Source organism: Paenibacillus sp. EZ-K15, from assembly GCF_002573715.1.
Taxonomy (GTDB): Bacteria; Bacillota; Bacilli; order Paenibacillales; family Paenibacillaceae; genus Paenibacillus_AQ.
Genome location: NZ_PDHM01000013.1, coordinates 46,186 through 58,773, shown reverse-complemented (window position 1 = coordinate 58,773; position 12,588 = coordinate 46,186). Strand labels below are relative to the sequence as shown.

At 44.3% G+C, this 12,588-nt stretch carries 7 protein-coding genes and 1 pseudogene; 4 read left to right on the top strand and 4 right to left on the bottom strand.

Translation table 11 applies throughout. From position 1 onward, the window contains the following. Positions 1 to 4: 4 nt before the first annotated feature. Positions 5 to 880 carry an ABC transporter permease gene (locus tag CRG97_RS11990; protein ID WP_237566369.1) on the bottom strand — a complete coding sequence of 292 codons (876 nt, stop codon included), beginning with the start codon at positions 878 to 880 and terminating at the stop codon, positions 5 to 7. Positions 881 to 973: 93 nt separating this feature from the next. Then, positions 974 to 3,424, bottom strand: a complete 2,451-nt coding sequence (locus CRG97_RS11985) for a glycoside hydrolase family 2 protein (RefSeq protein ID WP_098743158.1) — start codon at positions 3,422 to 3,424, stop codon at positions 974 to 976. 446 nt (positions 3,425 to 3,870) lie between these two features. Between CRG97_RS11985 and CRG97_RS11975 the strand changes: the two genes are divergently transcribed. Beyond that, positions 3,871 to 5,145, top strand: coding sequence for a Gfo/Idh/MocA family protein (locus tag CRG97_RS11975; protein ID WP_098743156.1), 1,275 nt, complete (start codon positions 3,871 to 3,873; stop codon positions 5,143 to 5,145). 21 nt (positions 5,146 to 5,166) lie between these two features. After that, positions 5,167 to 6,930: a glycoside hydrolase family 35 protein gene (locus tag CRG97_RS11970; RefSeq protein WP_098743155.1), complete on the top strand. Its 1,764-nt coding sequence runs from the start codon at positions 5,167 to 5,169 to the stop codon at positions 6,928 to 6,930. A gap of 573 nt (positions 6,931 to 7,503) precedes the next feature. Here CRG97_RS11970 and CRG97_RS11960 read toward each other — a convergent pair. Further along, positions 7,504 to 10,299, bottom strand: coding sequence for a glycoside hydrolase family 38 N-terminal domain-containing protein (locus CRG97_RS11960; RefSeq protein WP_098743154.1), 2,796 nt, complete (start codon positions 10,297 to 10,299; stop codon positions 7,504 to 7,506). A gap of 167 nt (positions 10,300 to 10,466) precedes the next feature. Between CRG97_RS11960 and CRG97_RS11955 the strand changes: the two genes are divergently transcribed. Both CRG97_RS11955 and CRG97_RS33565 read left to right on the top strand, forming a co-directional pair. Next, positions 10,467 to 11,351: an AraC family transcriptional regulator gene (locus CRG97_RS11955; RefSeq protein WP_098743153.1), complete on the top strand. Its 885-nt coding sequence runs from the start codon at positions 10,467 to 10,469 to the stop codon at positions 11,349 to 11,351. Between the two features lie 172 nt (positions 11,352 to 11,523). Beyond that, a pseudogene (locus tag CRG97_RS33565) lies at positions 11,524 to 11,616 on the top strand (DUF817 domain-containing protein); the annotation flags it as partial. Positions 11,617 to 11,752: 136 nt separating this feature from the next. Here CRG97_RS33565 and CRG97_RS11945 read toward each other — a convergent pair. Next, positions 11,753 to 12,583, bottom strand: coding sequence for an AraC family transcriptional regulator (locus CRG97_RS11945; protein WP_098743152.1), 831 nt, complete (start codon positions 12,581 to 12,583; stop codon positions 11,753 to 11,755). Between the last annotated feature and the right edge of the window lie 5 nt (positions 12,584 to 12,588).

The window sequence follows — 12,588 nt, the reverse complement described above, 5'->3', positions numbered from 1 at the left end:
CCGTTTACCATAAGCTGGAGTCCCCCAGTTTTCTGGCAATCCAGTTAGCGATCACAAGCAGTCCGACACTGATCAAGCCCTTGAACAAACCAGCCGCCGTCGCATAGGAGAAACGGTAGTTCTCGATCCCAACTCGATAGACATACGTATCGATCGTTTCCGACACCGGCCTTAATACGACGTTCTGCCCCTGATTGGTAAGCAGCAATATCTCTTCAAACCCCGCATTCAATATTTGTCCAACCTGCAAAATGAGGAAAATAATAATCACTGGCGCTATGGACGGAATAGTGATGGATACCAGCTTCCGCATCCGGCCGGCGCCATCAATCGAAGCCGCTTCGTACATGCTGGGATCGACTCCCGCAATGGCCGCCAAATAGACGATCGCGCCGAAACCAATATCTTTCCAGATCCCTGACGTGATCAGAATGCCCCAGAAATACTCGGGAATCGATAACCAATGAACAGGCTCATCGATGAGGTTAAGCTTCTGCAGCAGGATGTTCATACTGCCGTTATCAACCGACAATAAGGAGATGACAAATCCCGATACGATAACCCACGAAATGAAATGGGGCAAATAACTGACCGTCTGCACGAACCTCTTGAATGCTGCGTTTTTCACCTCATTTAGCATCAATGCCAGAATGATTGGCGCAGGAAACGCAATGAACAGCTTCAAAAAACTGATTACAATCGTGTTCCGCATGATCTGCCAAAATTCCGGAGCGTTAAAAAACATCCTGAAATGCTTAAACCCTACCCATTCGCTTCCCAAAAAACCTTTCGCCGGACTATAGTCCTGAAACGCAGTAAGGACTCCCCACATGGGGATATATGAAAATATAATAATCATGATGATCGCTGGGATTACCATAATTTGCAGGTCCCACTGCCGAAAGAAACGTTTAGCCAAGCGCCTCACCTCCTGCTTTCCTGTAAGGTTACTCTCTTATTAAAATTGAATTTCCTAAACGATTGTGAATCGGGTGACAGCAGAGTTTAACCCTTTGGCATGGGAAGTCACAATCACTTCTCCAGGTACCGGACGCGATTGCAGCAATACCGTCGCAATGCCCGCTTCTGCCTGAACCGGATTCTCACCAACGATGACAGCGGAACCTTCCACTTCAAAAGTCACTTCGTGGTTCGCTGAGGTTACGATAGTCCCGTTGGCATCCTGGATCTCGGCATAGGCAAAGACAAAATCGGAACCGTCTGCAGCAAGTGCTTTGCCGCCCATATCTATCCGAATGGAAAGCCTTTCTGGTTCAAGCGGGGTACGCACGACAAACGAAGCCTTATCCATTCCACCGATTCGTCCGATGGCCTTTAGCTCCCCGGGCTCATAGGCCACGCCTTCAAACGTAAACGGCGCCCTCTCCAGATTGCGGCAATTTCCTCCGTCATGCTGATTGACCCGCAGGTTACCAGTATCATCGTCTGACTCTGTTGTCCCATCTTTTCCCTTATGCTGCTCCTCGTCGGTCAGCCAATAATCTACTTCATAGCCTGTCACGCGTTCACCGTATTCCGTGTCGGGTCCTTGGTCAGGCTTTTGTGTCCTCACCGATTTCCCGTTAACAAACAGTTCTACTTCATCACAATTGGAATAAACGACTATCTTGGTCGGCGAGACGCGTTCTGTCCATTCATTCGCAATGAATACCATCGGTCCGCTATCCATATGTTCGTGTATAACATCCGGACTTCTCTGACTCTGATAGAAGTAATACACGTATTTGGGCAAGCGGAATGTATCCAGGGCTCCGCATTCCGACAGCCGCGGGTAGCACCCTCGGTTATGATCAATGCCAACCCACGAAGCGTCACCAAGCGACCATCTGTTGCCGCGGTTCCGGTTCAGTGACCATTGATAATTCCACGCTTGCATCAGCAGCTTTTGTTCTCCTGCGCCGCGCGGTATACGGCTTGTACTTTCATGACCGCCAAATTCATAATCCCCGTACTCCCTGTCAAAGCCTCCTTTGTCAGGCAGAGCCTCCTCGAGCGGTCGGGACAAATTACTATCTTCCCACATCGTATACGGTACATCATAATTTACGTAGGCAGGGTTTTCCCTTCCGATCGTATCTCCCGATGTATTCATTTGATCTCCGGGATATTCTTCATGTGCAATCAGATGGCATTCGCGGAAAAATTCGTCCGTCGCGCCTTGCCGCTTGTTGTACGTTTCATTCAAACTGACCTCCCACATAATCATGCACGGATGATTCCGGTCGCGGCGGATCATATCCCGGATATTTTGCTTGGCGATTTCCAAGAATTCTCCTGTCTCGCAATACTGCCAGCCGGGAACCGGCTCAACCGTCATTAGTCCGAGCTCATCACAAGCATCCAGGAAAGCCGGAGCCTGCGGGTAATGGCCAAGTCGTACGAAGTTGAATCCGCCTTCTTTTAACTTCAACGCATCGCGGTATTGGGCATTGTTCGAAGCCGCATTTCCGATATAAGGATATTGCTGGTGGCGGTTCGTCCCGCGGATGACCAGTCGTTCCCCGTTGATCATAAACCCGTTCGACTTGCTGAACGAAATCGTGCGGATTCCGATTCGTGTGAGAAGTTCATCTGCCATTCGACCGTCACCATCGATAATTTCCGTCAACAACGTGTACAAATATGGAGTATCCGGGTGCCAAAGCCGAGGATTTGTAAGCGTAATCATTTGTGCAAATGTGTGATCCCCGCCAGCTGTAACAGTCTCGATCAAGCTTTCTGCCGATCCAACGCATCTGCCTTGTTTGTCCAGGATCGATGTCACGACTGTGACATCCTTGGCATGATCGTGCTCATTTCGCACGTGGGTCTGAACTTCGACCGTGGCAGCTGCTTTCGAGACGTTGAAATATTTGACAAAGACCCCGCCTCCCGCCTGTTTCCCCGCAAATACCGCATCCGTAACGTGAAGTTTCTCTGTAATATGGAGCTTCACGTTACGATACAATCCGCCGAAATATGAAAAATCCAGACTCTCCAGCGGCTTGCCGGGCGGTATTGCTCCGTTGTTACGGTTATCAAGCCGGACGGCAATCACATTCTCCACACCAAATTCAACGTCCTCAGTGATGTCGATCATTAACGGCAAATAACCGCCTTTATGAATCCGCTTGAATGTTCCGTTGATCCAAACATGAGCTTCCTGCATGGCCGCTTCGAATTCAATGAACAGCTTCATTCCTTTCCATGCTTCGTCTGCGGTAAAGCGCTTACGATACCAACAAAAACCTTGATAGTGCAGATCAACATGAAGGGATTCAATTTTGGGCGTGTGCGGCAAATAAACGCATTCCCATTCATCATCCGTCATGTTCCTCAGCTCGGCTCCCGATGTATCCCCAAGAACGAACTTCCAGTCCTTGTTAAAATTCAATGTGTTTCTACCGAGATTTGTACATTCCATCGATACTAACCTCCTGACTAACCTTATTTTATGGTTATTCAGTATGCAAAACTACGTCGCTCAGCAACGATTTCTGCATTCTATCAACGAACTCGATATGTCTTAGGACCGATTCTATGGTATGATCAAGCATCGAAACATGTTTGGAGCCAAATTGGTTAAGAGGAATGGTGGATGCAACGATCGAATTAGGATACCGGATTAATGAACCGGCGTCCTCTTTAGTCCAATAATCATGCATTTTAGATACCTCCAAATGAATCCAAAACACAACGTTTGACAATCCAAATACAACTATACTATATTAAAAAAACGCAATGAATTTGGATCCAAAAAAATCGTAATGCTATCTCTCTTCTGAAACCAAAACTGATTTTCAGTAAAATGATAGCGTTTTCATTGCAAAGGATTCAATCAAGAATCATTTGGAAAGGACGGAAGCTTATATGAAAAAAATGTCTGCTGTTTTAATAGGTGCGGGAGACCGAGGAGCGCGTGCCTATGCCCCTTTCGCGATTGAAAATCCGCACGAACTTGAAATTGTTGCTGTTGCGGATCCAAATACGGAAAGACGACAAAAGGTCATGATGCAGCATCATATTTTGGAGGACAGCGGTTTCGAGTCTTGGGAAGAGCTGCTGGATGGTACACAAAGAGCCGATATCGCCATCATTTGTACATTGGATCGAATGCATTTGGAGCCGACGATTGCCGCATTAAAGGCAGGTTACCATGTTCTGCTTGAAAAGCCGATGTCGCCGGACCCACTGGAATGCATTGAAATGGAAAAGACGGCTCGGGAACAGAATAGGCTGCTGACCATTTGCCACGTATTGCGGTACACCGAATTTTGGTCCAACGTTAAAAAGATGATTCAAGATGGACAAATCGGAGAAGTCGTTTCGGTTCAATTGAATGAAAATGTTGAAGTCATGCACATGTCGCACAGTTTTGTCCGCGGAAATTGGAAAAACAAAGAAGAATCGAGCCCGATGATCCTGCAAAAATCCTGCCATGATATGGATATTCTATCCTGGATTATTGGTAAACCCTGTATGCGAGTAAGCTCTTACGGTTCGTTAATGCATTTTAAAGAGAGCAACGCTCCACAAGGCGCGCCTGAGAGCTGTCTTGATGGATGTCCAGCGGAGAACGACTGCCCGTTCCATGCCGGAAAATACTATCTTGGCGCAGGCAAAGGCTGGGCGAAGAAGTTTACCGAAGACTATACCCATGAGGGGATTATTTCCGCGCTACAAACTACCGATTACGGGAAATGCGTCTACAGATCGGATAATAACGTGGTCGATCATCAAGTCGTAAATATGGAGTTTGAAGGCGGGGTTACGGCCACATTCAGCATGTGCGGTTTTACAAGGGAACAGACAAGAATCGTTCAGATTATGGGGACGAAGGGAGAGATTCGCGGAAATATGGAAGACAACAACATCTCCCTGTATAACTTCCTTACGAAGCATGAAACCATTGTTCGTCTTCCTGAGCCTGTTGGCGGACATGGCGGAGGGGATACGAAGATTGTCAGAAACTTTCTGGATGAAGTCAGACGTTACGACGAGGGCGGTTCAAGTCTGTCTTCCGCAAGCGTATCTTTACGCAGCCACTTAATGGCCTTTGCTGCGGAAGAGTCTCGCCTGCAAAAAGGCAAGTCGATCGAACTGGACGAATTTTACCGAGAGATCGCTTTTTCAAGCGTGAAATAAATAAAAGAGGAGACGTTGAACATGAGCAGCTTTGACTTTTCGATTCGTGGCAATCAATTCATTCTGAATGGGGAGCCCATTCAATTGATATCCGGAGCCATACATTATTTTAGGGTGGTACCTGAATATTGGGAGGACCGGCTCCGCAAATTGAAAGAATGCGGATTTAATACCGTCGAAACGTACATGCCTTGGAATCTCCACGAGCCTGCTGAAGGTGAGTTTTGTTTTGAAGGAATCGCCGATATTGAACAATTCATCGCTCTTGCCCAAAAGGTCGGCTTATTCGTCATCATTCGCCCAAGCCCGTATATTTGCGCGGAATGGGAGTTTGGCGGCCTTCCTTCCTGGTTGTTGAAAGACAGGAATATTAGATTGCGCTGCTATGACCCTGATTTCCTTCAAAAAGTGGATGCCTATTATGATAAACTGATCCCTAAACTCGTTCCTCACTTATGTACCAACCGTGGTCCGATCATCGCCATGCAAATTGAAAATGAATATGGAAGCTATGGGAACGATCAAAAATATTTGCAGTACTTAAGAGATGGCCTCACAAGCAGAGGTGTCGATTGTTTACTGTTTACTTCCGACGGACCCACAGATTACATGCTTCAAGGGGGAATGACGGAAGGCGTATTTGCAACGGTTAACTTTGGTTCGGGTGTAGAGAAGTATTTCGACAAACTAGAAGAATACCAGCCGAATCAGCCCCTCATGTGTATGGAGTTCTGGAACGGGTGGTTCGATCATTGGGGAGAAGAACATCACACCAGAGACGCTGAGGATGTTGCCGATACGCTGGATCAAATGCTGCAGCGCAATGCATCCGTCAATTTTTATATGTTCCATGGCGGCACGAATTTCGGTTTTTACAACGGGGCCAATCATGGCGATAAATATGATCCTACCATAACGAGTTATGATTACGACGTTTTGTTATCAGAGCATGGCGTACCGACGGACAAGTATTTTGCCGTAAGAAAGGTCCTTGAAAAGCATTTACCGCTGCAGCCGTTAGCCTTGCCGGCCCCCCTTCCCGTAAAAGTGTTTGGGGAAATCCGATTCACGGAATGCGCCGCTCTCTTGGATTCGTTAAAAGCGCTTGTCTCCCCGCTAGAACGGACTTGTCCGGAACCGATGGAGGCTGTGGGGCAGGATTACGGATTTATTTATTACGAGACAACGGTCAGCGGGCCAAGAATGGACTGCAAACTCGTTCTGCAAGATGTACATGACCGTGCATTGATTTTCTTGGATGACCAATATATTGGAACCGTTGAAAGATGGAATCCGCAAGACCTGTCCATCGATATTCCGAAGCAGGGTGCCAGACTGGGAATTCTGGTCGAAAATATGGGAAGAGTCAATTATGGCCCGTTGTTAAAAGATTATAAAGGGATTACAGAGGGCGTACGGTTAAATGGACAGTTTTTATTCCACTGGACGATCTATCCGCTTCCATTAAAGGATTTATCCCCATTGAATTTTAAAGGGTTGGAAAAAGCAAGTGAAACGCCTGCATTTTACAAAGCCGTATTCCATATTGATCAGCCTGCAGATACTTTTTTACAATTTGACGGATGGAAGAAAGGCGTCGCCTACGTGAACGGAAACAACATCGGAAGGTACTGGGAGGTAGGGCCTCAAGAAACGTTATATATCCCTGCTCCTTTCCTGCATGCCGGCGAGAATGAAATCATCATGTTTGAGCTTCATGGTACCAGCCAAACGAGCGTGTATTTATCTGATACGCCTATATTGGACAAGAAGAGCAGCCGCTAGCGAAAAACAGGCTTCGAAAACACGGGCAATCATCAAATCAAAGCTTGAAATGCTCCTGAGACCAGTGAACGCTAAAATAGAAGATCGCCCTATCCGGCTGAAACTTGGCCAGGTGGTTGGCGGTCTTTTTGACGTTCTGGAAGATAACAGTTGTCAACTAGTCATAATTGAATTGATGGTCAACTAACCGATGATCCAACTCCTATGACATAGAGAAGGACCTGCGGTGAGAAACCGAGGTCCTATATGGGATGCATTTAAAAAAACGATCTGAATTCCAGCTGAAAACGATACTTCATATTCTCCTCAAACCACATTCGTATATAGTTCTATTTGTTTGCATAACTTCAATGGCTTTATTTATTAGGATATAGCCATGGATGAGGCTTTGGTGCCAACTCGCCCATGGTCCAGCTTGTCCCTTTACTAAGGCTTGCCCTACTGTGATGATCGCATCATAAAAATCCAGCGGATCTCCCATTCCCAGCGTTTTAAAGGCGGATATGATCTCAGGTATAGCCTTATTGTATAATCTCAAATTGCTGATTCTTCTTTGTTTAGAATCGTATTATTCTACTCAAGCACTATTTTTACCGTGCCTATCTGATAAGGCTGGATGACCATCTTTAGTATTGTATCTTCTACTCTTAGCTCTTCCTCACATGCTGTCTTTTGTTCATTGCTATCTGTCCAATAGGCATACTTGATTTGTTCGGGGCAGATCAATGTGATTGTGTCTATTTTCCCTTCTATCTCGTAAATACGCACGATGAAACTTCTGTCTCCTTCTTCTGCTCCTTTTATACAAGAAACTACAGATGTCTGAGACTCAAATGCTACAAAGGTATGTCTTGGATTAAGCTTTCCCTGTTGTCTTAACCCTGTTACTACTGTCATAGGGTGGTTATATTTTTGGATATAGTCATTTAGCACTTTAGGATTGTTCGATTGCATAACACCTAATCCAAATTCTAGATGATTGATTCCATACTCTGGATATGGATCTGGATCGTAAGAGCCTCTTAGTAAGGTAAGGGTAAGACTATTATCTGCTCCTCTAAATCCATAGCCTACTTTGGACATGAGCATGACACCTGCTGATCCGTCCTTACCTTCTCCATAGATATAGTTATTCCCTGGAAGATCTATGTCTAGCGCTTGTCGCGTAACCCTACCAAATGGAACATCATAATGATACATTGCACATGAATCATGAAGCGGTATATAAAATTGCAGTTGAGGTACTCCTTTCCCCAGACGTCCCACCTCTTGCCAATCACATTCTACTTTAAAGTCTAGATGACTGCTGCCTTTATCTAACAAAATCATCACTTTAAGCTTTGAATTTCTAAAACCTAACTCATAAGCGATATGGCTTCTTAATCCACCTGTGGCACTTGTGATTTCGAGATTTTGATGAATCCATTGGATATTTTTGTAGCGTCCAACAAACCAGGAAGACATGCCTGTCCCCTCATCTGTAATCTCTTTATGATCGGCCTCATCTACTAATCTAAATATCCCTGATTTTCTCGCAGCGTCTATCATTTCTTTCCCGGTTGCTTTATCAATCATGGAGTCAATCGATCCGTCTAAGCTATTAAACATAACTTTAATCTTCTCATTTTGAAGCGTATAGCATGGTTCATTTTGAATACGTTTTTCATGCCAATAACTTACTTTAACCTGTTCAATTGCTTGTTCAGTTAAAATGTATGTTGCATAGCCGCATGCAGGAACATCCACTTCTAATGCCACTTTTAAATAATGATGTCCCCAATAGTGATTAAAGTCTTTTTCCAATACCTGATGTGTAACGACTTCACCTTTTTCATTGGTAAACAACATACGCTCGTGATCATACTGCCATTCCCAAATCATCAATTCAATCACTTCTTGGCGGGCCTGCATCGTTGGATTAAACACATGATAAATTCGGGTTTTTCCTGTACCATTCTCGTACTGTGCAGACCCTGCACCGGCACCGTAAGCCAAGCATTGCTCATCATCTCCCTCACTGACTACAAGATCAGATGTATGAATCTGCTGAGCCAGCTTTTGAAGGGCTATTTTCTTATTGGCGTTTACTGTTGCTGCAACCTCTTGATAAAGGCCTAGGGCATAATCTCTTGTGGCATCTACCCCTGAACCTGTTAAGATATCATGGAACTGATTAAATAATACGGCTCGCCAAGCTTTTTCAAATCTTTGCTTTGGATAATGGGCCCCTTGTGTTAAAGCCGCCCATGTACTAAAGAGCTCTGCTTCGTACAACCCATTTTCAGAAGCTTTATTGCCCTTTTTAATTCGGCTTTGAGAGCTGTAGCATCCATCACATATGAAATTCTGTTCTTGATATTCAATAGGCAGTTGCTCTTTATACTTTTCAACCATTTCAAAATACTCTCTATAGGTAGAAAATTTCACTTTGGGATAGATTGGCCACTTGGAAACATCTTTGATCCTTTCAATATCTCTTCTTGTTGGTCCACCCCCATGATCTCCTACCCCATAAACTTTTAATACATAAGGAATATTTGTTCGTTCCACCATTTCTGGTACATACAGACACATGTCTGATTGAATAAACGCATTATAAAATTGGGGTTCCCAGTTGACGATGATTTCAGCTCCTGAAGGACTTCTCCATCTATAAAGTGTTGGTCCCTCTTTTCGCCCTCTACAATGATAGTAATACTTTACGCCAGCTTTGGTGAGAATTTCCGGTGTATGGATACTATGCCCAAATGTATCTGGTTCAAAATCAATATTGTATGAATCTAATGGCTGATTAAACAGTTGAGATAAGTATTTTTTGGTATATAACAATTGTCTCGTTTGACTCTCTCCACTCGGCATGTTCTTATCTGCTTCAACCCATGTAGATGCTGTAATCTCCCATTTGCCTTCGACCACTCTTTGTTTAATCTCTTCCAACATTTCCGGATCATAGGATTCTACAATCTTATACAACGAACCTTGAGATTGTGAAAAGGTAAAGTCATCATACTCTCTCATGATTTGCAACATCGTTCGAAATGTATCTAAAGTAACATTTACTGTTTCATCAAAGCCCCACTGCCAATTCATATCAATATGTGCATGAGCCACACATAACATTTCAAACTGCTTGGCTTCTTCTTGAAGTGGCATGAGTTTTTGCTCCATCTCTCGTACTAGCTCATTGGTGATAGCCCCTTGTGCGTCATACCCCTCTACCAAATCCTTCTCCACTTCTTCTATAAGATCATCAAATGCCCCCTCTTTTCTTGCTGACAAAAGGGTTGCATACTTCATTTGTGTCATTGCACGGTCTTCTTGATAGGTTAGATGTTTATTTTTTAATCTATTGGTTAATTTCTCTAGCATAGCTCGTTCCTCCTATATTTTATCTGGATTTCGACGCACCGCCTTGATCTTATGAGCTTTCAAATTTTAGAGTTATCATAGAATTTAGTGTACAATAATCTTGATATAGGAGTCTTTAAGTCTCTGGGACATTAGATTGAGAAATAACGACATGGGGAGGGTCTATTATGGCTAAAATCATTAGTTATCTAACTTCTAAAAATTTCACCATTAGCCTTAGTGGACTACAGATAAAAGTTCTAGATGCTGCCGTATTAGATGCTGGACCAGATTGGAAAAAAGAAGATCACTTTCATACATACTTTGAATTTCATATGATTAAATCCGGGAAAGGCATTGTGTCGATCGAGGGCTCAACACTTTCTTTTAAAGAAGGAGACTTTTATATCACGGCACCTTACGTAACACACCAGCAAGTGTCAAATCCTATAGATCCAATGGTTGAATACTGTTTGCAATGTGAAATTAGTTTATCGGATACACCGGATTCCACCTACTTTAATTCATCTGAAGATACGGAATTTTTCATAAATGTCCTATCTACTACCTACCCTCGCACCTTCCAAGACAACTATGGCGCCATTGGGTTATTTGATTCCATTATCAAAGAAACATCCCTTAAACACCCGGGATTTTCCTTGCAAATTCAACCGCTTTTATTCCTTTTAGTGATAAGCTTGTTTCGTTCAGTAATCAACACACTCGATCAAACGCATTTGCCTTATCCGCAGAGCGATGTCCGTGTGTCCCGTATTATGAATTTTATCGAAAACAACTATCACCTTTCCCCTACGATCGATGATTTGTCCAAGCTGATTTTTCTTAGCCCTAAGCAGATCAATCGAATCATGAAAAAATATATTGGCTGTACCTTTAATGAAAAACTTTTACTTTACAAGGTCTCACAAGCTAAACAATTGCTGAATCATTCTACTCTGAGCACTGAAGCTATTGCCGATGCTTGCGGTTTTTCTAGCCACTACTATATGTATCAAGTCTTTAAACGCTTTAATCTCCCTCCCCCAGCTCGTTTTAGAATAAAATCCAAGTAACTAGACAAAACAGCCATGGATCACTTTTGATCCATGGCTGTTTATAATGAGAAGATAAGATCGTGAACCATACTCGCTTCCGATGGACATTTCTTTGCCGAGTCCCTTGGACTGATAGCTTGGTAGTACACATACTTCACATCCAATTCCAGTAATCACACCATCCGAATTTGGCAAAATCAGCTCGTGGTTCCTGCTCGTCATCATCAGCGTCATTATCGTGGCGCAGTTGAAGTACGTAAAATCTGCTAAAAGCAAGACATAGAAATAAAGTAACATCGCTGCATAATTCAGCGTCCTCGATGCGTTCTTGTTCAAAATACATGTGCCGGCCAGATGTCCAACTAACTCAATATACAAAGGAGTACCTTGTTTGAAGTGGCGGTGAAGTAACCTGCGATTCAAACACGGGGAGGTACTCCTTCTTTTGTGTCCAAATTCGATGATGATTGCCGGAATTCAGATGCGGTCCGTCCTTTTAATTGCTTGATCAATCTGGCGAAATGATTCGATGTCTTAAAGCCGCAACGATGAGCGATTTCTGAGACGGTCAATCCGGTATTCGTAAGTAGTTCCACTGCACGGTTGACTCGATAATTCCATAAATAGTGCATTGGAGTTGTTTGCTCATGCTGTTTGAATAACCGCACCAAGTGCTCGGACGAAAGACCTGCACGGTTAGCCAAATCCCGAAGTGTGATTTCTTCCGCAAAATGCTCATGAATCCATGTCAGCACCGCATATAGTGCGGGGTGTTTCTCCCGCCGAAGGAGAATCCTCTTCGTTTCGGTTGGAAAAAGATGCAACGCTGCAAGTCCGAGACTGCGAATCGTTGCGTCATCGCGAGGGACATTGCGCAGCATGTTCAGCATCAAATCGGTCAGCAAGTTCATCTCTCCCGAGAGAGGCAGGAATTCTGGAAGTTCGTATAGCGTATGGATCGCTGCTTCCGGTAACGGAGAGACTTTCACGGAGATCCAGCGGTGCCAGGTCTCTTCGGTCTTGGAGAATATGAACGTTTCCTCGTGACCCGGCTTTAACAGCACAGCATGGCCAGGCTGCACATGCAGCAGACGGCCGTCAATCGTTACATTCATCTCGCCCGTGTACAATAAGACGAGTTGAATGTCCTGTTGAATTCGGGGGCCATAGCGGCCGCCAGGCGGATATACGATGGATCCTGCATGGGCATATCGAACATTATCAAACGGAAAAGACAAAACTCCTTGCATGCTGC

Bases quoted from the DNA above. Each gene is read 5' to 3' on its own strand.
- CRG97_RS11990 (WP_237566369.1), bottom strand. From the start codon at position 880: ATGGTAATCCCAGCGATCATCATGATTATTATATTTTCATATATCCCC.
- CRG97_RS11985 (WP_098743158.1), bottom strand. From the start codon at position 3,424: ATGGAATGTACAAATCTCGGTAGAAACACATTGAATTTTAACAAGGAC.
- CRG97_RS11975 (WP_098743156.1), top strand. From the start codon at position 3,871: ATGAAAAAAATGTCTGCTGTTTTAATAGGTGCGGGAGACCGAGGAGCG.
- CRG97_RS11970 (WP_098743155.1), top strand. From the start codon at position 5,167: ATGAGCAGCTTTGACTTTTCGATTCGTGGCAATCAATTCATTCTGAAT.
- CRG97_RS11960 (WP_098743154.1), bottom strand. From the start codon at position 10,299: ATGCTAGAGAAATTAACCAATAGATTAAAAAATAAACATCTAACCTAT.
- CRG97_RS11955 (WP_098743153.1), top strand. From the start codon at position 10,467: ATGGCTAAAATCATTAGTTATCTAACTTCTAAAAATTTCACCATTAGC.
- CRG97_RS11945 (WP_098743152.1), bottom strand. From the start codon at position 12,583: ATGCAAGGAGTTTTGTCTTTTCCGTTTGATAATGTTCGATATGCCCAT.